Consider the following 21,672-nt stretch of genomic DNA (forward strand, 5'->3'; position numbering starts at 1 on the left):
GACAGCAAACTCAATATTGCTAGTCACTTTAATACAATTGGATACATATTAATAAATAATGCCAGAATAATTATTCTTGATGTTCTAATATTACATTCCCTAACTTAGGCTTGTATGTTTTCATAAGAAACACGTACAGGCTTTAAATCATGTTGCTTAAGAAGTTGTTTAATTTCTTTAAGTAGTTTTTCCTTTTGTTCTTCTTTTGAAATATCAAGACGAATTTCACCTGTTTTATGATTAATACTGGTGTTATATGCATGTAACTCATTAGCAATTTCAGGTGTACTAAAAAGAACTTTACCTAGCGCAACATAGGCTTTATGTGAAACGTTTTCACTGGTTGCCGAAGTAAAAACAATGTTGAGTTGATTCTTAGCTGAGCACGCTAAAGTGAAACTAGCTGCCAACATAAGCGATGTGAACGTAATAGTTTTTTTCATAATGGATTTCCTTTTGGTGAGATAAAGGCATAATTCGGTAGAATTATAAATGCATAATTATCTAATAGCATCCATTTTTGGTATTCAAGATATAAGGTGATTAAATATATAGGTATGGATTTACATAACACAGCTAACTGTATTTTTGCTTAATATCATCAAGGTGTCTGAAAGTCTGCCAAAAGATTGTAGTCTTGAAATTAATCTAATAAAGTAAATTTTAGAAAATCACAAGAGATACAAATATCGAGTTTTAAAGGTTAATAGGTGAAGAATATGCCAGATGTTTATATTCAGAATTTAACAAAACGGAAAGAGACACAAGAAGTAGCATTAAAGACTTTACGGAAAAATGGTATAGATGTTCAACTAAATGGTAGCGAAGTAACGTCTATAAGCGTTATTAATAAAGCTAAAATGAAAAATCATTGCTTTGTTTTTGAGGAAAGTTTATTGCAAGATTCATTTTTTATTAGACTTTTAAAGGAGTTGATCAACTGTGGTATTAATTGTGCATTACAAGTGGGAGACTTTATTTACGAATACGTTTTGAAGCCATTTAGGCGTGAGGAAAACAATAAGGTAAGTGACCCTGTTGAGAATAAAAACAATCAAAATGAATGGGAAACTTTGTCTAAAGCTAATTCAATAATCAACTTAGAAGAAATTGAAGCAAGTGAGGTCAATAGTAAGATTGAAGTAAATAAGGTGAATAACGAAGACGATGAGTTTTGCATTATTAATAAAACTGATTGCGAAGGTATGAATAAAGAATTCTCAATTAAAAAATCTGAAGTGAATAGCTTTGAAGATACGTTAACAAGTAAAGTAAATCTTGCTAAATTTATTAAAGATAAAATATTAGGGCATTTACCTCAAACTGTTCGTAATGGAGGTCTTGGTGGTGGATTTGAAAGAGGAACAATATTAATAAAGGGGTTAACTCAGCAAGAAGCTTGTGCAATATATGAGTTTCTTAAGCCTAATGGAGCAGCAGCTTCATACCAACGTTTATCGACACATGGCGATTTGGTTTGGGGGGTGGACTTAGATCAAAATCAGTATATCTTAACCAAAGATGGTCGTAAGTTTAGACATCTCTTATTTTCTATGCCACAACCATATGAAGGAGAGATTCATGATGCCAGTGAAGCACCTATACTAGAAAAAGTTCAACATTATGTCACAGATTCAGAGTATAAAGATAAGCCTTTTTATATTCGGCTTAAACCAGAGTCCTATGGAATGAATGATGTATTGAGCATAATAGGACATTCTGTAGGTTACCTTCATACCAGAATATTTTCAGGTTATAAGCAAAAGCCTGGTTATTATGGTGAAGGTGAAAAGAGTAAAAATGGTGAGTTTGTAATTGACCTTAGAAACCCAGCAAAACAGGAAATGATTGAGCCTATATTTAATAAAAATAAAAGTAATTTAAAAGTACAGAATCTAGATATAAAAAATAGTTAAATCATTTAGGAATTAATTTATAAAGTGTGATGAAAGCCACACTACAGAACATTAGTGCCTCATTATAATAATTAAAAGGGGTGGAGCTATGCCAGATCATCAAGAATTACTAAATCAGCTAGAAGAGATAAAAAGTAAGACACTACTTATCGAGATTTCAAAGGATAGAGGGAATCTTAGCTTATTGCAACGTTATGTTGATTCCCGACGTTTAGAAAAAGATCGTGATGCACGAGGTAATTTTAATGACTATCTTCAAACGAAAATAGCAAAAGGGGAATTACAGCTATATAAAGAAAATGGTAGTTTGGTCGTTAAAGAGAAAAATGCTCAGCCCTCTTCTTTAGAAGCTTATCCATACCAAAACGGTGAACTTGTTGTTGCTAATATTTGTAATGTACAGATAGGTTTAGATCCTGAACACCCTTCTTCAGAGTATGATGAGGAAAACATAGACATTGCCGATGGAGATTTTTCTGGTAGTACATTTTCAAGTGTTTATTTTTATCCTGGTTGGAAACAAGAGTGGCAAGTAGATAAAAACGAATATCGTATTGATACTCAAACTCAAAGTAGCCTTCAAAATGTAGTATTACGTGATTGCCTTTTTGATAAGGTTACCTTTAAAAATGTAGATTTGAGTAAAGTTGATTTTCGTGGTACAAAATTGAAAAATTGTTCTTTTTATGGTTATGAACGAAATAGCCGATTATTAGATCATTTATATCTAGATTATTATGATCCACAATTTGTACATAAGCTTGGTATATTTACAATCAAACAGGAAGCATCACTAAAATGGTATAGTGAGCATGAGCAAATTGAAAATAAGTTCAAAAAAGAGCTAAATCAGAAAGTTCAAACCTTAGAAAGTGAACAGGCAAAAAATAAGAGCTTTTGGGATAAGGCTGCCAATAAATTCGTAGGTATATTTTGGGAAACTGAAGAAAACCGAAAATTCAAGGAGAAAATAAAACACGAAACACAAGAAATTGAAAAACAAAAACAAATAGCATTGCACGCACATGAGCAAAAGTTACTAATTAATTTAAAGGAGAGAGTACAGTCTGATCCATGTTATATCCCTATGGACACTAAAGTTGTTAACAGTAAAAAGGTGTTATTAAAAGCGACAAAAGAAGATTTGCAATCTTATGTAAATGCTTGTAAACATTCTGAATCAGTTATCCCTTTAAACAATTTTATTTTGGAGCAGCACAAAGAGAAGTCTAACGGTAATCCTTTAGGTGGTTCGCAGGAAAAGTTGACTTATCACGCTAATTTTAGTGATGAAAACTTGGTTATTGAAAATATGGACTTTTCTGGTCTTGATCTTTCTGGTGTGATTTTCGCTAAAGTGACATTTAAAAATTGCAAGTTTGATCATGCTAATTTAAGTGCAAGTTGTTTTGAAGGGGTAAAATTTGATGGTGATAATTCATTTAAAGATGCCACATTGAATGATGCTAATTTAATTGGAGCTCGAGCTATCAATGGTGCAAAAGTCGATTTTGAAAATGTCAAAATGATTAGAGCACGTATGATGAAAAGTGAATTCCAGGGTAGTAATTTTAATGGCGCTATAGCTTATGCTGCTGATTTCACCCATGCGAATATTGATAAAGCAACTTTAGATAAAATAAATTTGAATTATGGTGATCTTGAGCATGCTAATTTAAGAGCTGTGACAGCTCGTTTACAAGCACAATTTAAAAACGCAAATTTGACTCATGCGATATTAGATCGTGGTAAGTTTGATCGTGCTAACTTTAAAAATGCAGTTATGCGATATACGCATGCTGTTCATACTGTGTTTGATGGTGCAAACATGCCAAACGTCAATGCAGAAAACGGTAATTTTTCTTATGCTCACCTAAACAAAATAAAGGGCAAGAATATCAACTTTATGGATACGAAGTTGATTTATGCCTCTCTGCATGATAGCGATCTAGAAAATGTCAAATTTAATAAAAACACTCTTCTGTTAGGAGTAGATCTAAAAGATGCAATAGGTGCAGAAGGTTTACGTGAGTTGCTAAGGGAACAAGAAAAGATTCAAAAGCGATTTTTGGGTAGAAGTCGTTATGCAATATGCCAAAATAATGAAGATGGGAGCAATGATCGTTATACATGCCAAAAGCTTGGTGCAGCAGTATTATCTACTGTTTTGGCAGGGGGGAGTGCTTATTCATTTGCAGGAATATTTGCAGGTCTATCAGCAGGAGCACTTGCTGGCTATATTAGTCAAACTGGTTTAGAGCGGATTAAAGAATCTTATTTCAAAGAAAGAGGGTACATCGACAATATTTTGGGTGATAAATTGGCAGAGCTAGGTGCAATTGCCTGTGCAGCAGGTGTGAATAGTTTAGATAAGGCGGTGATCACGTTGCCTTTGGCCGTTGCATTGTGTACTGGTATAAGTATATTGTCACCAGGTGCGAATATGGCTTGGCTTGTAGGAGGGGGTGCTGCTCTGTATACAGGTGCAAACTTATATACAGGGCAACAAGAAGGAAATCGGTTTAAGTATCTTATCAGTAAAGGGTTAACTTGGTTAGGAGGTGCTGCAACCTTTGTTGGGCTAAGCTCAATGGGTAATTGGTTTAACCAAGTGTCAAATATGATATATTATGGGGCAATTTATGGCGCTGTGAGTGGAGCATATAAGGCTTATCAACGATTGTTTAATGAAGAAAACATCACCCCTGAACAGATATATTGTGAATCTCGGGATCAGTTAGAACAAGTTAAAGGAAAGATTCAAGGAACAGGGCAAATATGGTCTAATACACGTGAATTTGTGCTGCAAAAGTTCTATGAATGGAAGCGCACGTTAATCATTGGATTGGCTGCGTTGTTAGCAATTTTAGCAACACCATTACTTGGAGAGTTGATAGGTGTAGCTATTGCAACTAATGTCTTAATTGGTTTGGCATTAGTAACAGCAACATTGGCGATAGGATATTTATTTTTTTATGATTCATTGTTTTTCTCAAACTTAAAAACAAAATTGATAAATCTTACAACAGATAAGCCAGATAATGAAAAGCATTTTGATATTGAGCAAGAGCAAGATACAAAAGATAAAAATCCTGGGAAAAATAATTCCTTAGAGATTCAAAATTCAAGTGAAAAAGGGAATAGTTTAAACGTTATACAATTACCAAAAACATCTAACCTGCCAGTTCAAGAAACAAAACAAAATATAAGTTTTACTGAAGGAAACTTGATATTTAATAATGAAAATACTCAGTCAGCAGGATTAAATAAAGAGCTTTAGCTAGGCTGAATTTGTATTGTTCAAAACTAACTAAAATTTACTATTCGTAAAGTCTATTTATTTAAGGCATAAATATTAAGCAGATTGTGTCATTTGAGTGTGTTTGATTTGAACATAAATAGTACTTAACTAGACATCTATTAACATTTCAGTACATTTTATACAGTGATAAGAATTTTTTTTATTTAGATAATGTCATCCAAGCTTAATTTTGAGTCCAATGAGTTAGTTCAGTAAAGATTTCTCTAGCTAAATTCTTGATTAATAATCTATCAAGCTAAAGATGAGAAGAGATAGAAAGAAAATAAGGAGTACTGAGCGGAGCATTGTAAGTTTTCTATTGTTTGTCTTACTGATCAGCTATTGCAGCTCAAATTCTTCTTAAGGAATTATCTTGCAGCAGACCATATCGATGTCTAGCTCATGGGGGATAGAGAGTTGGTTAAAAATAATATCTTAATAGTGGGGGTTGATAAATATTATGTTAATCAATTAAGTCATCATTTAAAAAATTGCCAAATTATTAAATGTAACAATGTTTTACAACTAGATAAGTTTTTGATAACTCAAAAAGTTGATCTATTAGTTGTTTCAAGTGTTATCAATGGAGCATTGACTAATACATTATGCTATGAAGTTTACCAAAGCCGATCTGAGCTGCCTATTATTGTGATTAGCGATAAGTCAGATATTCAGTTAGAGGTAATGTTTTACCAATCTGGTATTATAGATTACGTTGACAAGGGAACAGATATAAAGATTGTATCAGCAAAAATAAGTGCAATATTGAGAATCCTCAACAACAAAGATGAAAAATATAAGCATATTTTTTTTAATGATATTTGTTTGGATATAGATCAAAAATGCCTAATTGATGTGAGAAAACATCCTCATAAACTTTCTTTGTCTGAGTTTTTAGCATTAAGTTTTTTTCTAAAACAGTCAAATAAAATTGTCTCAAGAGATGAGCTTTCTTGGTGTGTATATGATCGACCATATGATGGTATGGATCGAACGATTGATGTATTAATTAGCAAGCTTAGAAAAAAGTTGAGTATAGCAACAACTAATGGTTCGTTGATTAAAACGGTTAATAGAGCGGGTTATATGTTTTGTGCAGATAATCATTCTGATCGGTAATCCAATTTCTGTATTAATAAACAATAAGTTATATTAAAACATAAATTGTAAGCTTGACATACAGACTGTTACCTTATAAAGAATGACATGAATTACTTCCTATGGTTTAATTTTGGACATCTTTAAGTTAAAGATGTTTTGCAAAAATGGGGAATAAATTGAAAATGTTCATATTGAGCGTTCCATAGCTCATATTTGTTAATCTATCAGCATGTTGATAAATTTAAAAGCATAAGAAGTTGATGCAGGTTGTGCGCTTCTGATGTGTAAGGTCATGCAAAGTTTTAGAAATCTTTTTTGCCACTAATAATATAAGCCTTATACAGGCTTATGGATGGGTTTGTCTATGTCAAAAAGATTAAATGGGGAGTGTCTACATGGAATAATATTAAAGAGTTTTTATGGGGTAATCGCCAATCAATTTGTCCGATAAAAGTGCTAAATATTGTGACCTAAAATTAAATCCTGTAATTTTGTCTCAAAGCATCAGGTTAAATACTTAATGCTGTAGTAAACAATAAAAAAGCAATAAACAACAAAAAATCAAACCAACGTAATAAACAACAAAAAAGGAGAAAAAATATGAAGAAAATAAATACATCAGCAAAACAAAAAGGGTTTTCATTAATTGAGTTGATGGTAGTGCTCGTTATTATTGGGGTGTTAACAGCGATTGTGATTTCACAGTTTGCTAAAGCCGCGCAAAAAAACCGTATTCAAGAAACCACAGCTTTAATAGGTACCATTCAATCAACTATCCATGATGTGACTCAAATGAATTTGGGTATGGCGATCGATGACACCCTTCTTATCCGTAGTGATCGGATTGCCAAGAAATATATTAATAAAGCTGGAAACGAGATCGTTACCCCATTTGGAGGGCGACTCGAAGTTAATGGTGTTGCTGGAGGAACACAGTACACTATTGTATTTAATAGCATGTCTAAGCAATCATGTGATTCATTAGCAACTGCAGCAAGTATGTCTGATGCGCTTAGTGTTCAAGTTGGAAGTCAAACACCTTTAATGACACCGATTGCAGCTACTGCTATTGCTACTGATTGCGACCATGAGACTGGTCCGGATTATCCGTTGACACTGACATTCAAACGCTAATGTAGTTCCACATGAGTGTGTTTACTAAATAACTATTAAAAAATAACTTTAATAACACTATGTGTAACACCCTCTTTGACCTTGTTTTGTCAAAGGGAAGGTAAAAAACAAAAAATCAACTTAATATTTTTGTGTTTATTGCTAAAAAAATAATAGAAATTATAAGTTAGGAAAAACCAAATGTATATATTCTCAAAAAAACTAAATTGCGTCCGCGTAAGGCATAAAGAGCAAGGCTATATCTTAATTTCATTAATGGCATCATTAGTAATTTTGGGTCTTATTGCAATTAGTGAATATATGCAATTGGTCAAAAAGCAACAGCTTGAGAGAGCCGAGACTGCTGCCAACAATATTATACACATTGCTTACACAATTGGTGATGCGATTTATGAGCCAATGGCGATGATTCAAATGTCTTCAACAACTTCAGAGCAAGATAATTACAAGAAACAGGCAAATGATATTAAGGAAGCATGGAAAAAGGAGAGTCGAATGATAAATGGTGAAATAACTTTAAAACAATTTTATCAGACAGATAACTTATCCGCTGTATGCGGGATAACACATCCCCCTGTCTCATCAAACATAACATTTCCATCTTGTCTTGAAGCGAATAAGCCTCATAATAGATTTAGCCAAAATAATGGTAATTTCTTTTGTCAATGTACAAGTCAACAGATTGAAAAATTTCCATTCCTTAACATGGATGGAAATGTTTTCATGCAGCCAATAGGTCTGGCTAATAATGAAACACCGAAATCCGTGTTATTACGTGTGCCTTATCCTGAGCGTGGCGGTAAAGTGGACACAGGACTCGCTCTAAGAATGATAGCGTATTTAAAGAAAAACCTAATTCACACGCCAGGGTCTAAGTTTGCAATTTGTGCAGGGAAATTAAAAAAAACAGGGATGACGCGTACTGAGTTTAGGTGTAAGGATGATATTGAATCAAATGATGTACTTGATCCTAGTGTTGTCGATCAGTTTATTTATATCGATATTGCAAGAAGGTAAAAACAATATGAATAAGAAAATTAATTATAAGCTAAAGTGTTTTATTAGCTTCCCAGTACTTTTATGCACGGCTATGTTGCCTTATCAACTTGCTGTGGCAAATAAATTAGCAGTAGATGATCACTTTAAGCTGTTAAACCCTTATTGTATTTCAGATAAAGCTTGTGCTGATGCTGATCTTACGAAAACACATGGTATGGCTAAGATTTCTTCTGATGATGAATATAATGGTTTTGCACTCATTGTGGCTGACAATTTATTAGATCAGACGTTTTCTAGCAAACAGGTATATCAGATTTTTAGCCAAGAAAACAATGATTATGCCATAAGTATTAATCTAGACGATAAAACAGTTGCGATTGCTAAAACACAAAAAGAAGCTGATTTACTAGCAATGTGCCCAAGACAATTATTTTATGCCGAACAAGGGCAAACTTTAAAACAGACAGTTGAACGATGGGCCTCTTATCAAGGTATTAAAGTGATATGGGAAGCATCTGTTGATTATAAGCTTGCCGCTTCGGCACAGTTTGAGGGACAACTGTTAGCAAAAAATGGAGCATTAAACAATTTGCTAAAAGCATTTGAAGATGCTGATCATCCACTGGAAGCACAGTTAAAGACAAATAACGTTTTGCTAATTAAAGCAAAATCATATTCTGCAAACATGGTCGTCATGCAAAAGTAGTTAAGGTTGTGGATAATGAAAAACAATAAAAAGATATTACGTGTGTTGCTGTTGAGTAGCTTGATGCTATCGATGGCTGGTTGTAGCACTGCTATATATAAAACTGTTGATGAAAATGCAGATGCGAATATTGAGAAAACTAAGGCAATGATGTCAAACTTGAAAAAGCCAAAATCAGAGAGTTTTGTGACGATTAGTGATGAGCCTTACGTTCAAGGAGATTTAATTGATATTCAAGCACAAAACGCCTTGCCTGAAATATTTCAACGGTCATTTGCTTATAACAATACAGCAACAGGAGTAACACTTGAAACGCTGATAGCAAAAATACAGCGAATTACTCAATCTAAGGTTGTTTTTTCGGAAGGTGCTATTGAGTATATTTCTCAGCGAGAACATCTAGCGATGCCAGAGTCTGATATGCTAAAAAAAGAGCAGGTAGCGTATGAGATGTCGGATATTCATGATGTGATGATTCATTGTGACTATGATGGCAATATTGCCGGATTTTTAGATTACTTTGCTTTTAAGCTTGGCATTTTTTGGAAGTATGATCAAAGTAGAAATACAGTTGAATTTTTTAGAATGGAAACAAAGACATTCCATGTTGATATTTTGACTGACAAGATTAAGACAACAGCGAAAGTCGGTAGTAACTCCAATACAGGGGTTAATCAATCTGCATCACTTCAAACTGAAAACCAAGCAGAATATGACAATCCTTGGGCAGCAGTGATTAAAACTATTAAATCTATTATTGGTAAATTGGGTACTGTGGATGAAAACTCGACACTTAACCTAATCACGGTAAAGACAACGCCACTATTAATGCGTCAAGTATCTCAGTATTTAGAAGAAATTAACCGTACAGCCAGAAAGAAAGTAGTGATTAGACTAGATGTCTATGATGTAGATCAGAAAAATTCTTCTGGTTATGGTTTTAATTGGGATGCTGTATATAAAGCAACAAGTGGTAAAATTTCTTGGAACACTCCGACATTAACTGATAACATTACTGGAATTAGTAATTATGGTACCCTAACAGGTGCTATTTCTTCAGGACCTTGGAGTGATTCGAAATTAATTATCAACGCTTTGCAAACGATTGGTAAAACAACACACGTGACAGGAACAACGCTTTATACGGTTAGTGGTCGTCCTGTGCCTATTCAAGTATCAACGACAACGGCTTATATTAAAAAAGTGGATGTTGTGGTCACGGCAAGTGGCAGTGGACCAGGAGCTGTGCAACGATCAGTAACGCCTGGTGAATACACTGAAGGTTATGAAATCAAAGTCTTGCCGATTGTTGTCAAAGGCAATGAAGTACTGGTTGATTTAAGTGTTAATTTAACGAATTTGGTACGTATGGATGAATCACAAGTTCCTGTGGATGGTAGTACACAGCCACAGACGATTAAATTGCCGTCAATACGTAATAAAAGTTTTATGCAATCTGTGCCGCTAAAGTCCGGACAAACCGTGATTTTGGCTGGTTTTGAAGACACTAAAGATAACGCACAAACCGATAGCATTGGACCTAAAAGTACTTGGATGTTAGGTGGTTCACAAGCAGCTATAAACAACTCGACGATTACCGTTATTGTTGTAACGCCTTATTTAATACGTTAGGGGCTATGGAGAAGTTAATATGATCATTCATATAAATAATAACCATTATTTGATAGGACTGACGTGGCTGATGCTTGAAACAGAAAGTGCAATGATGCAAGAGTTTGAGCGTATGCATTGTGATGGCTTTCTTGTCGATACTAAGCGCGGAATTGCTGCGGGGGTGTCGCCTGATTTATCTTTAAACAAAAATGATGTAATTGGTGCTATATCACTTGCTGCTGTGGTAAGTGAGTTATCAAAAGATGCTATTTATGTTTTCCCTTTGGCGAGTAAAAGTGGCGAATATACAGGAAAATATTGGTTGTGTTCTATTAAAAATGGCATTGTTTTGCCAACAGCATTACTTCCCGTTACTAAAGAAATAGAGTCTAAGATCTCTACTGTTAACCAATCACACGACCATATTCAACTATCAGGGGATATGATCGTTGATGAGGGGTCTTTGCATAGATTTTTGTTATATTTAGAGAAAGTTTTTTCATCAAATATATTTAGGCAAGTTTTACATTGTGATAAGGATAGTAGTGCCTTTTTTATCAATAAAATAGAATCAGATTTTGGAATTGACAGAACAGCTATTAAAAAAAGCTCTTTAACTGAACTGCTTCTTAATGTGCCAGATCAACAACGATTTTGTATTAAACCATTGCTTAAAAATATTAAAAAGATAGCGCCAAAAAAAGGCACTGCTAATAAAAAAAGTCTTCCTATGTCACGGCGTAAGCTGATTGGATATGGAGTTTTATTATTATCATTGATGGTAGGTGGTTACATGTATTTTTTTAATGATTCGCCTTCCCAGCTTTCAGCTATAAAAGGAGAAGATAAGATTAAAAAGCAGCAAGAAAAAGAAGAATTTTTTAACAAAATAAATAGTGAAATTAACAATAAGAATGCATATCCACTTATTATTAAATTTATTAATGCTATTAGCAATTTGCCTGTTTCTATTTTACAGTGGCATATCCAGAAAGTTTATTATGATGCTAGTGTATCGGATACTGTTGATGCTACTTATGTTTTATCTAGTAAAGATCATATTGTTTCACTGACTCAAGCGTCATTTAACAGTATTCAATCATTGCAAGTAGCCTCAGTAACCGCTATAGCTGATAATATAACCAGTGCTCGTTTTAAGTTTATTTCTGATAAAAATACTTCAAAAGATCAATCAACGTTTAACTTAAACAGTGCGGGACCCAAAGGTCATTATCGTTTTGATAAATTTATTGAAGAACTAAAACTCAGGGGGATGAACTTTAACTTGGCAAAAGCTCAGGTGTTGTCTTATGAGCTTCGCAAACACCCATTAACCATTTTAGGTCAGGGAATGCGGGAGCTTTTGTCGATAGCAGCAATGGCAAAAGAGCTTAATACATTTGTTTTAGTAAGTGTTGAAATACAAAATCATCAAAATACACCCATATCATGGGTTGTTAAAGGAGAGGTATATGAAGCATAGAATGATACGCTGTGCGTTGTTTTTTGTTGCACTAAACTCGGCAGTAGCAATGGCTTATACACAAACAAATTCATCGCAAACGTATGCAATTGATTCAACACAGGAATATTATAAGAGTATTCAAGCGCAAGATCATTTGCATGCACAGATTGAACAGCAAGCACTTGAGAATAAAGCCATGCAGCAAAAGATAGATAGTTATAAATTGCAAAGGCAGCTTGCTGCCATTGGCAAATCGAAAGCATCATTAAGTGGAGCTTCGGCTAAGCAAGGTGACTATAGTATTGAAGTTGCTGAAGTATCAAAAGAAGATGGCATTTGGGAAGCAGTGATTTGGTATCATGCCAAAAAACATGAGCTTAAGGTTGGTGATATGCTGGAGGGTCGTTATAAAGTCGCTTCAATTAATGCCAATAAAGTGATACTCCTTGATGCTACAAGTCTTGATAAAGAGAGATACTTGACGATTGATGTTGGCTAAATTTAGTTAGGATGTAAAAGTATTTATGAGTAGCAAATATCAAACAGTAGGCGATATTTACGGCAATATCTATCAGCCACAAAGTACCGGTGCGTATAAGCATATTGGTTCACTAAATGAGTTAGACTTTAGTATTCAAAAAGTAATTAGTGAGTCGATTAGAAAAGAACAATACGTTTTTGCTAAGGCACTCAAAGATGGTCGTCAAGAGATTATCGTAGCCTTTATTTCAACAGACGTACCTGAAGCACGCTATGAACATATTAAAAAACAAGTAAAGAGTTACGTTAAAGGCGATATACCGATTGTTGTCCAGCCAGTTTCCCCCCTATTGTTAGATGATGTTATTGCGTTAGCATCAGAAGATGAAATTGATACAGGCATTTTAAGTGAATTTTATAACATTGTGAAAGAGGCGGTAGACAACCATGCCTCAGATATCCATATTGAAGCAACTGCCACAAAGGTTGAATTAAAGCATCGCATTAATGGTTTGGTATATTTACATAAAGAATATGATGCGGATGTGATGCTTAAGGTGCTTCGTGCTATTTATAACACCAAAGGACATTATGGTACAGTTGATAAACAACTAGATTTATACAATAAAGCACAGCAAGCAGTAATTGATCAAAATATTGCTGGCATGGTATATCGACTAAGGTTCCAAAGTACTCCTTTATATCCTTATGGTTATAATGTTGTTATGCGTGTATTATCGATGGGTAAAAAACAAAGCCAAACGATAAATTCATTAGGTTATTCCTCTCAACAAGTTGAATTAATAGATAAAGCCTTGACTGCACCGGAAGGAGTGATTATTTTTTCTGGTGAAACTGGTTCGGGGAAAAGTACCTCTTTGTCAGTGGTATTGAAATTAATGGTTGATCGCAGTCGTCGACAGAAAAAAATCCTTACAATCGAGTCACCTCCTGAGTATATTATTGATGGTGCTTGCCAAATTCCTGTTCATGAAACGGCAGATGATACAAGTCAGATGACATTAGAAAAGTTTAATCATACTTTTAAAGCAGCAATGCGGCTTGATCCTGATGTTATTATGGCAGGAGAAATTCGTGATCGCTCATCTGCGGCATTGTTGCAACAGGCAGTGCAATCGGGGCATAAGGTGCTAACAACATTACATGCGCAAAATGCTTTTTTATGTATTGATCGTTTAATGGGAATTGGTATTGATAGAGATGTTTTATTATCACCTAAATTTTTATCGCTGATTGTTCACCAAACCCTTATTCCAATTGTATGTCCTCGGTGTGCTTGGAGTTATGATAAATATCAATCCATATATCCTGATTGTCAGATATTGCAAAGGTTGCAAAATATTAATCGCTATTATGGTAATGATGACCATCGGTTAGCCGATGTGCATTTTGCCAACCCAGATGGATGTATTCACTGTGATCATAAAGCGGCGATTGGTCGCGAGGTGGTGGCTGAAATATTAGCACCAACGGAGAAAATATTAGAAAAAATTAATTTAGGTAAGCATCAACAAGCAAGAGAAATATGGCATCAAAATGGTGGTAAAACGATTAGCTACCATGCCTTTGAAAAAGTGTTATCAGGTTTGCTTTGCCCTGTTATTTATGAGTATAAAATGGGTCGCTTAGATCAGTTGGAGGGGGTTTTATGATAATATCTTCATTAAAATCAATGATTTTACGCTTGCGTGGAGTGCGTGAAAGTAAAAAGCAGGATACCTCCAAAAAGTACAATATGTTAATGGTTTTTGTTTTACGTCTATTTTTTTCTAACCGTGTGCGTGCATCATTGTATCAAAATATTATTTTGGTGATGAGTAACAGCAGCTTGAGTATCTATGGAACACTGGTGGCATTAAAGGAAAAATATCAATATTATCGATCATTTAACAATAAAGTTTTGGCAACAATTTTACAAGATTGGATTACTAAAATTGAATACGATGGTATGACGTTTGATGAAGCGATTAAGCCTTATATTCCAGAAAATGAACATATGATGATTAAGGCAAACTTTGATAATCCGATCAATGCGCTTGATTATGCTAGCTCACTCACTCAAAAGTTTGCCTTGTTAGCCAAGAAAATTGCCATCGGTATGATTATGCCAACAATTTCAATATTAGTTTTAATTGGTGTTATTGTTGGTTGTTCATTAAAGGTAATTCCGATGTTATTGGAATCGTTACCAAAAGAGAACTTATCAGGAAACATAGCAGATTTTATTGCGTTAAACGATTATATTACAGGTCATACTTGGCATATTATTTTGCTTGCTATTGTACTTTTTATTATGCTTCCTATTATTGTTAAGCGTTGGACTTTTAATATACGTTACCATTTGTTTGATAAATTATGGGGATTTGCTGAGTATAAAAGAATACAGGCAACAAGTGTCCTTATTTCCTTAGCATCATTACTTAGCTCAGGAAAGAGCTTTAACATGGCATTTATGTTAATTGAAAATAACTGCTCTCATTACTTAAAGCAATATATTAGCAAGATTAGATTGATGATGTCACAAGATGGAGTTTCTGCTGGACGTGCTTTAGCAAGTGTTAACCTTTTTAACAACAATACATCATTGCTTTTGGATATTTACACCGATACAGGTGCAATTGAACAAGGGTTACTTGCATTAAGTGAGCGTGTATTGGAAACGGAGATTGAAGCAATTGTAACAAAAATGAAGATGATTGGTTTTATTATCTTAAGTTTATCAATGAGCTATATTGGCTTTTTTTATTTCTCAGTTGCTACTTTGTCAGACAGCATGAAATAAATTAGATTTTGGATACAAAACGGAATGCACGCTAACGCTTGGTCTAGGCATTAAATTGACTGTTTAGAGGGTATACAAATAACAAATTTGTTGTCCTTTCTAAGGAGTTTCATTTTTTGCATAATTGTACATTTTACCGACTTTCGTTTGCATGATGGTACTATAGTCTGAAGCATATATTCCATCTTTTCGCTCATTCTTACTCCATTGACCGATAATTGTCTTTAATTGTTGTTGTCCATTTGGCGTGTTTGTCCATATTTCAGCAATAGGAGTATCAAACCACTTGATTGCATAGTTTTTAAATATCCAAGAATTTTTAAGGTTATCCTTTAACCACTCTTGCCACCGTGAGTGTTTTATCCATCGTTGTCCCTCTATTGTGGTAATCCAGATACTACCAGCTTTTGAAGATAGAAAATTAGCAAACTCTGAATCGAAATACCAGTTTGAGAAGTCATGGTTATCCATGATGATAACATAATCAAAAATTAAACGCTGTAATTCCGCACTTTGCTTTATTGCTTGTAAACCTACATCTTTATTTAACCAATTGATGAAAATTGGTTTCATTCTACCATTCCTATCCGATTGCCATAGTTTGCCTTGTGGAGTTTGTAGCCACTTAATTCCAGTTTCAGTGGCTAACCAGACACCCCCCACATAAGATGATAAAAACTGATCTAAGTCGGAATCGTACCACCAGCCAGATATGTGATTAGCATTTTCTACTTTTTGAAGAAAAACTTTCTCCATTTTGTTTGCTATATCATGTGCTTGATTGAGATTCTCTTTATGAATAAGAGATTTTGCAATGGTATAACCATTTTTGTTTCCTTGGAAAAAATGTAAGTAATCCTGACCTTCAGAAAACTCTAACCACTTAAGTCCAGATGGCGTTAATAACCATTTAATTCCAGATTCTGTATACAGCCAGGTATTTCCTGCTTTGGTGCTTAATAGTTTATCTATAGGGGATTGAAAACTGGTAAAAGAATAAGCAATACCTTGAAGGATATTTGCCGCCATAACAGAAATAGTCAGTACAGCAGGTATTGTTAATACATATTTAAATCCATTTTCATTAGTGGGAGTGCTTTTCTCTGGGAGCGGTTCTTTCGCCTTTGGGTTATTATTGGCTCCGGCATTAGCAACCGTCTCTTCTGTCTTCACGGAATCAATGTTGCGACCAAGAACAATAACGATCGCAGTTAGTGTTGTATAGGCAAAAAGACTCGATATGCCGGGCCAGCTAAAATTATTTGTTAAGGTTAGTATTTTGTTATCTGAAAGGGAATTTGCTGCAAGTAACATTGCTTGCTCACCTTGAGGACTAAGCACCCAAGCTTGTGCATTGTCTGTGCTCAACCATTGACGAACAATGGATGAATCCGACTGAAGCCAATTTTTCCCTTCATTTGATGCTAACCAGGTTTTACCTTTATTTGACTTTAACCATAATAAACCTTGATCACTTGATAGCAACTCACTCACGTTTTCTTCACGGTAAATGGCATTTTGGATTTTGTCGTAAAATTTTTTATCTATGATTTGTTCATACGGATCATTAAATTGACTTGTAATATTTAGGTTATTTTCAATGTCAGCTTGTTGTAAGTTTTTAGGATTGGCTATTACAACTTCAATAACCGTTTGCTGTGAATGTATAGAAGGAATGGTTATGATATTTTCAGTAACTTGTTGTGGATTTGTAGATTGAGAGGTTCTGATATCTTCAGAGTCTATGTGCTGTGGAGTTAGAGGTGAGACGTTTAGCTCGTTTTCAGCCACTGGTTGCTCTAGATTAATAGAGTTCTCTAACTCGTTTTCAATTTGAATATTGGGTTGTTCCTCTGTTTGTGCATAGCTTAGGTTAACGTTACTTATGAATACAGCAAGAAGATAAACGATAATTTTTTTAGAAATCACTTTTGATTGAGTTTTATTGATTTGAACATTACTTCGTCGTGTAATATTTTCTAATTCCATATTTATTTACTCCTTAAGTTTAATCAACCAATTCCTTTCCGATAGTATTCAAAACATGTTATTACTCATCGCAAATCTGTAAAACTATCTGGGACAAGTTAGTTAACTTCATTATGAACACAAGTTGATTATCAAAACCAAATGATAAAAAATCACTGGTTTTTGTTGTATAAGAGTATAAATATGAAACAACTATTGAATGTTTTTAAAGATCTTGATTTATATGTGAAACAGACAGCATGACGTAGAGAATGCACGAAATGTTATTGTTGAACATTAACATAGGCAATCCATTGCCTATGTTAAATGTATTTTTTTACTGTTTACTTTATTGCAGCTGAGTATTATAGGTTTTTCCTGCTAGAGTACGCTGCAACACAACACAATCAGAACTGTAAACTTTCTGTATGAAGTGACGATTATCTTCTTGTCCACACCCTTTACTGTTCAACAAATCTTGAAATTGTTTTTTGCCAGCATCCTTTTGCACCCATTCTTTAGCAGCACTGCTATTAAGCCATGTTATAGCAGTGTTTTCCCATAGCCACGTATTATAAGCATTCTGGGTTAGCCATTCTCCCCATTTACTTGTTTTCATCCATTGTTGACCTACTTCTGTTGCTAGCCATACACCACCTGCTTTTGAGAGTATAAACTTAGAAAAGTCTGAGTGAGCATACCAGTTTTTAGAATCGCTATTATCCATTATATTCACATAACCAAGGATAAAATCTTGCAAGATACTTTCATTTTTAATCGATTGTAAGCCTGCATTTGTATTGAGCCAATTGATAAAAACTTTACGCATTTCACCTTGCTCATTAACTTGCCATTCTTTACCTTCATAACTTTTTAGCCACTCTATACCTGTATCACTAGCTAGCCATAAACCACCTAAATAAGATGATAAGAATTGATCTAAATCAGAAGCATACCAATACCCTGCTATCGTATTTGCATTTTTGACCTTTTCAAGTAACACTTTTTCCATTTTTTTTGCTACTTGATCGATTGCATTAAGGTTTTTGCTATGAATAATATCCCTTGCAATACTATGGCCATTTTTATTTCCTTCCAAAAAGCTAAGCCTGTCTTGCCCTTCTGAAGATTCTAACCATTTAAGACCGCTAGGACTTAATAGCCATTGAACACCTGATTCTGTATACAGCCAAGCTTGCCCTGCTTTGGTAATTAATACTTTATCTAAAGGAGATTGAAAACTAGTAGAAGAGTTAATAGCCCATTGCCCTATATTTGCAGTTGCCAGCCCAACAATAGCTAGAGCTGTTGTAGTGACAGCTCTGTTTGCTACGTTTTTGTAACCGACTATGCCTGCGCCTATAACTACTGCATGTACACCAATATTTGTAAAACTTGGCCATTCAAGACGATTGTGATAGGTCAATTGTTTATTGTCTGAAAGAGACTGGACTTTTAAAAAGAGTGTTTCTTCTCCTTCAGGAGTTAATGCCCAGCTTTTTGCATCTTCAGTATTAAGCCACTCATTTACAATAGACGAGTCTGATCGAAACCAGTTTTGTCCAACGTGACTTGTTAGCCAGTTTTTTCCTTCTGTTGACCTTAACCATAAAAAGCCTTTATCGCTTGATAATAAGTTATCCAATGTGTTCTTATGGTAAGACTCTTGTGTTATTTTTTTATCAAGATCGCGATCTAACGCTGTATTATGCAACGTATAATTTGTTGGGATCTGGATATCTGTATTGTCAGTTATATTTTCCGCATAGCTTACATTGGTAACACCTACCAGCCCTGCTAGCAAACAAATAAACGAGGTTTTTATAGAATATTTCAATTGATTTTTCTCCTTTTTAGTTTCAAGGCTTTGTTTTATACATTTTATTGTCATGTGATTAACTCCTTATTATTGTTGGTTGATTAATTGAATAAGAATTTACTTAAAAATATATTTCCGCACGATTAAAATTTAAGGTTTCTATATTTTATTTTTAATATATCGATGCAATTTGATGATCATAAATTATACAAAACATAGATCACTTTAAAAAATTAAAAAGAGGCAGTAAAGGTTATGCTAAAACTTCCATTAAACTTTTCATTCTGACTGCTTGGTATAATAGAGTCATTACCATCACCTTTGATATAAACCTCAAAACCTATAACACCTTTATTCTGACTAATTGTGATATCACGACCAACACCATCATTTTCACATATTGGTTGTTGTAAATTGACCTCTATACACATTTTATATTGGATAGTACATGCAGGGCACGCCCCACCTGTATTTACAGCAGATAGAATACAATTTCCTTGTTGATCTTTATTATTACATTGAAGTGAAGCTGTAAGCTTATCAGTATTATCCCAATTGACCTTTCCTGATAGTTTGTCAGACTCAAATCTTGGAAGACGATTATTTTTATCAAGCTTAAGTTGTGGGACTGTCAAATTTGTATTTAGCATATCAAGTTTGACTGTTGGGCTGTTAGTTATATCAAGCTGTAAGTCAAACTGAAGGTTTTGTGGTGTAGGTGTTGTGGCAAAACAAGAAAGTGTTACCAGTAAACCCATTAAAAAAGTTGTTACTTGTCTTATCATTACTTTCACCTAAATTAGGACTAAAAATTAACCGAAACTGTGCAAATAAGTTGACCACGATATTGACCCTGTGGATACGCAGTGCCGCTTTTTTGCTTGACCAAAAGCAAGAGATTAAACTTTTGGTTTGGTACTTGAGGGGGGAGGCGTACAGGTGCAGTACCTAATGCTTGTGCCGTGCCATTTATACAAAGATAACTTTCTGGGATAATTTGTTGTGAAGTTGTAGAACCACTTAATGTCATCATGCCTTTATTACATTTTATTGTGTACTGTGGGTTAGCAATGTTACTCAAGAATCCTACTTCTTGAGATTTCCCTGCATATATATAATCATGATTATTATTAATCCCTGTTATGCCTGAGAGCACCGAACTAACGTCATTCCTAAATACGATATCATTAGCATTAACCTCAATAGAAAACCAAGGCTTTACCACAAGGGTGGCGTCAATTTCAACCTCGACATTTTCTCCGGTACTTGAGGCAAAGCTGATCACACTATATAAAGCAAGTAGTAAGGAGGACAAAAATTTTAACATAACTATTCCTTCTCTAATTAAAAGATGCCGTTAACAAAAGGATAACCTTACTCTTATAAGTGCCCGGTTTTGCGTGTTTGACTGTATTTTCATCTGCACTTAAATTAACGTTAATCTCATTGGACTGTTGTGTTATAGCAATAGGTTGTTCTTGTCCGATTGTTGTAACCAATTGTTGATTTATTTTTAACTGAAACGGAATTGTGTTACTTCCATCTCTTTCATCTTGTAAAACACAAGAACTATTCGATTGTGTACAGCTTTTAAGTTTTACTTTAATATTATTTGCATTGGTAGCATAGGGAATGGTTACTATTGCGCCATAATCATTACCAAAATGATTATTCTTAGTTAGTGTGGCTTGGTAATTTGCTTGTCCTGTTAGTTTGATATAAGGGTCAAAGTTAAGTGTTATATTCAAGTTATTATTAATGGGAATATCTATATCATTTCTTATTGACCGCGGTGTTTTTGGATCATATTGAGTAAGCCAATATACCCCCTGTATATTAACACTACCTGTACAATTTGAAATACCAATTGTATCAGCAAGATTAATGCTATCAAATGTGAAACTCAACTGCCTAATACGATATCTATCAGAAGATTTGATATTAAAACGAAAAGGACTGCTTGTTGATGAAGGAATGGAGGAATTGTTAAGATGGAAATTATTTCTATCCCCTGCCACAGTAACAGAGCCTTTCAAGCTAATACTATTAGTGCACTGTAAAGTAAAAGGCGATACAATATAGTTTACATTATCTCTGTTACAGTAGTAGTTGAAATAGCCACAATAGTAAGTGAAGTTACCAGTTAATGTTTTTCCTATCGCTCCAGTTAAATCAATTCCACTAACATTAAAATTTAATTTATTGTTAGCGATCAAATTATTTGTAAAGTCAATGTTGTTAATCAATCCCCTTGATGATTTAATCGTTTTATTAGCTAAATCTACCTTAAAAGTTAAATCAGTTGTCTCTGCATAACTAAGTGTAATTGAGATATATCCAATTAAAATTGTTAACCATTTTTTCAT

17 protein-coding genes are annotated in these 21,672 nt (G+C 34.2%); 11 read left to right on the plus strand and 6 right to left on the minus strand.

What is annotated here, in order from left to right; all coding sequences use genetic code 11:
• Window positions 1-104 precede the first annotated feature (104 nt).
• Entirely contained in the window at window positions 105-443 is a 339-nt protein-coding gene (locus DNJ77_RS03270; protein WP_116963571.1) for a hypothetical protein, read from the minus strand.
• Between the two features lie 276 nt (window positions 444-719).
• On the opposite strand from DNJ77_RS03270, the gene DNJ77_RS03275 reads away from it, so the two are divergent.
• The 11 genes from DNJ77_RS03275 to DNJ77_RS03325 all read left to right on the plus strand — a co-directional run bounded on the left by DNJ77_RS03275 (window position 720) and on the right by DNJ77_RS03325 (window position 15,519).
• Window positions 720-1,916: a hypothetical protein gene (locus tag DNJ77_RS03275; RefSeq protein WP_116963572.1), complete on the plus strand. Its 1,197-nt coding sequence runs from the start codon at window positions 720-722 to the stop codon at window positions 1,914-1,916.
• A gap of 88 nt (window positions 1,917-2,004) precedes the next feature.
• Window positions 2,005-5,196, plus strand: coding sequence for a pentapeptide repeat-containing protein (locus DNJ77_RS03280; protein ID WP_116963573.1), 3,192 nt, complete (start codon window positions 2,005-2,007; stop codon window positions 5,194-5,196).
• A gap of 423 nt (window positions 5,197-5,619) precedes the next feature.
• Window positions 5,620-6,336 (plus strand): response regulator transcription factor, encoded by a 717-nt coding sequence (locus tag DNJ77_RS03285; protein WP_116963574.1) that lies wholly within the window; start codon window positions 5,620-5,622, stop codon window positions 6,334-6,336.
• A gap of 582 nt (window positions 6,337-6,918) precedes the next feature.
• Window positions 6,919-7,452 (plus strand): type II secretion system protein, encoded by a 534-nt coding sequence (locus tag DNJ77_RS09995; protein WP_192877933.1) that lies wholly within the window; start codon window positions 6,919-6,921, stop codon window positions 7,450-7,452.
• Window positions 7,453-7,632: 180 nt separating this feature from the next.
• The gene (locus tag DNJ77_RS03295; protein WP_116963575.1) at window positions 7,633-8,469 is read left to right on the plus strand and encodes a pilus assembly FimT family protein; all 837 of its coding nucleotides are present in this window, start codon (window positions 7,633-7,635) and stop codon (window positions 8,467-8,469) included.
• Window positions 8,470-8,476: 7 nt separating this feature from the next.
• A complete protein-coding gene (locus DNJ77_RS03300; protein WP_157966576.1) occupies window positions 8,477-9,157 on the plus strand; it encodes a TcpQ domain-containing protein in 681 nt (226 codons plus the stop codon).
• 15 nt (window positions 9,158-9,172) lie between these two features.
• Window positions 9,173-10,789: a hypothetical protein gene (locus DNJ77_RS03305; RefSeq protein WP_116963577.1), complete on the plus strand. Its 1,617-nt coding sequence runs from the start codon at window positions 9,173-9,175 to the stop codon at window positions 10,787-10,789.
• Window positions 10,790-10,808: 19 nt separating this feature from the next.
• Window positions 10,809-12,254, plus strand: a complete 1,446-nt coding sequence (locus tag DNJ77_RS03310) for a hypothetical protein (protein WP_116963578.1) — start codon at window positions 10,809-10,811, stop codon at window positions 12,252-12,254.
• Window positions 12,244-12,735: a hypothetical protein gene (locus tag DNJ77_RS03315; protein WP_116963579.1), complete on the plus strand. Its 492-nt coding sequence runs from the start codon at window positions 12,244-12,246 to the stop codon at window positions 12,733-12,735. Before DNJ77_RS03310 ends, DNJ77_RS03315 begins: the two co-directional genes overlap by 11 nt.
• A gap of 25 nt (window positions 12,736-12,760) precedes the next feature.
• Entirely contained in the window at window positions 12,761-14,389 is a 1,629-nt protein-coding gene (locus tag DNJ77_RS03320) for a GspE/PulE family protein (RefSeq protein WP_116963580.1), read from the plus strand.
• Window positions 14,386-15,519, plus strand: a complete 1,134-nt coding sequence (locus DNJ77_RS03325) for a type II secretion system F family protein (protein WP_116963581.1) — start codon at window positions 14,386-14,388, stop codon at window positions 15,517-15,519. The genes DNJ77_RS03320 and DNJ77_RS03325 overlap by 4 nt, the downstream gene beginning before the upstream one ends.
• Before the next feature lie 99 nt (window positions 15,520-15,618).
• Here the strand turns inward: DNJ77_RS03325 and DNJ77_RS03330 are convergent, their stop codons facing one another.
• From DNJ77_RS03330 to DNJ77_RS03350, 5 genes are all read right to left on the minus strand, one after another.
• Entirely contained in the window at window positions 15,619-17,508 is a 1,890-nt protein-coding gene (locus DNJ77_RS03330) for a hypothetical protein (RefSeq protein WP_116963582.1), read from the minus strand.
• A 328-nt stretch (window positions 17,509-17,836) separates the two neighbouring features.
• Window positions 17,837-19,378, minus strand: a complete 1,542-nt coding sequence (locus tag DNJ77_RS03335) for a hypothetical protein (RefSeq protein WP_116963583.1) — start codon at window positions 19,376-19,378, stop codon at window positions 17,837-17,839.
• Between the two features lie 161 nt (window positions 19,379-19,539).
• Window positions 19,540-20,091, minus strand: a complete 552-nt coding sequence (locus tag DNJ77_RS03340) for a hypothetical protein (protein ID WP_116963584.1) — start codon at window positions 20,089-20,091, stop codon at window positions 19,540-19,542.
• 20 nt (window positions 20,092-20,111) lie between these two features.
• Window positions 20,112-20,633 (minus strand): hypothetical protein, encoded by a 522-nt coding sequence (locus DNJ77_RS03345; protein WP_116963585.1) that lies wholly within the window; start codon window positions 20,631-20,633, stop codon window positions 20,112-20,114.
• 13 nt (window positions 20,634-20,646) lie between these two features.
• Window positions 20,647-21,672 carry a hypothetical protein gene (locus DNJ77_RS03350; RefSeq protein ID WP_116963586.1) on the minus strand — a complete coding sequence of 342 codons (1,026 nt, stop codon included), beginning with the start codon at window positions 21,670-21,672 and terminating at the stop codon, window positions 20,647-20,649.

The organism is Fastidiosibacter lacustris, from assembly GCF_003428155.1.
Taxonomy (GTDB): domain Bacteria; phylum Pseudomonadota; class Gammaproteobacteria; order Francisellales; family Francisellaceae; genus Caedibacter; species Caedibacter lacustris.

Coding starts and splice junctions, on each gene's coding strand:
- DNJ77_RS03270 (WP_116963571.1), bottom strand. CDS start 443: ATGAAAAAAACTATTACGTTCACATCGCTTATGTTGGCAGCTAGTTTC.
- DNJ77_RS03275 (WP_116963572.1), top strand. CDS start 720: ATGCCAGATGTTTATATTCAGAATTTAACAAAACGGAAAGAGACACAA.
- DNJ77_RS03280 (WP_116963573.1), top strand. CDS start 2,005: ATGCCAGATCATCAAGAATTACTAAATCAGCTAGAAGAGATAAAAAGT.
- DNJ77_RS03285 (WP_116963574.1), top strand. CDS start 5,620: ATGGGGGATAGAGAGTTGGTTAAAAATAATATCTTAATAGTGGGGGTT.
- DNJ77_RS09995 (WP_192877933.1), top strand. CDS start 6,919: ATGAAGAAAATAAATACATCAGCAAAACAAAAAGGGTTTTCATTAATT.
- DNJ77_RS03295 (WP_116963575.1), top strand. CDS start 7,633: ATGTATATATTCTCAAAAAAACTAAATTGCGTCCGCGTAAGGCATAAA.
- DNJ77_RS03300 (WP_157966576.1), top strand. CDS start 8,477: ATGAATAAGAAAATTAATTATAAGCTAAAGTGTTTTATTAGCTTCCCA.
- DNJ77_RS03305 (WP_116963577.1), top strand. CDS start 9,173: ATGAAAAACAATAAAAAGATATTACGTGTGTTGCTGTTGAGTAGCTTG.
- DNJ77_RS03310 (WP_116963578.1), top strand. CDS start 10,809: ATGATCATTCATATAAATAATAACCATTATTTGATAGGACTGACGTGG.
- DNJ77_RS03315 (WP_116963579.1), top strand. CDS start 12,244: ATGAAGCATAGAATGATACGCTGTGCGTTGTTTTTTGTTGCACTAAAC.
- DNJ77_RS03320 (WP_116963580.1), top strand. CDS start 12,761: ATGAGTAGCAAATATCAAACAGTAGGCGATATTTACGGCAATATCTAT.
- DNJ77_RS03325 (WP_116963581.1), top strand. CDS start 14,386: ATGATAATATCTTCATTAAAATCAATGATTTTACGCTTGCGTGGAGTG.
- DNJ77_RS03330 (WP_116963582.1), bottom strand. CDS start 17,508: ATGGAATTAGAAAATATTACACGACGAAGTAATGTTCAAATCAATAAA.
- DNJ77_RS03335 (WP_116963583.1), bottom strand. CDS start 19,378: ATGACAATAAAATGTATAAAACAAAGCCTTGAAACTAAAAAGGAGAAA.
- DNJ77_RS03340 (WP_116963584.1), bottom strand. CDS start 20,091: ATGATAAGACAAGTAACAACTTTTTTAATGGGTTTACTGGTAACACTT.
- DNJ77_RS03345 (WP_116963585.1), bottom strand. CDS start 20,633: ATGTTAAAATTTTTGTCCTCCTTACTACTTGCTTTATATAGTGTGATC.
- DNJ77_RS03350 (WP_116963586.1), bottom strand. CDS start 21,672: ATGAAAAAATGGTTAACAATTTTAATTGGATATATCTCAATTACACTT.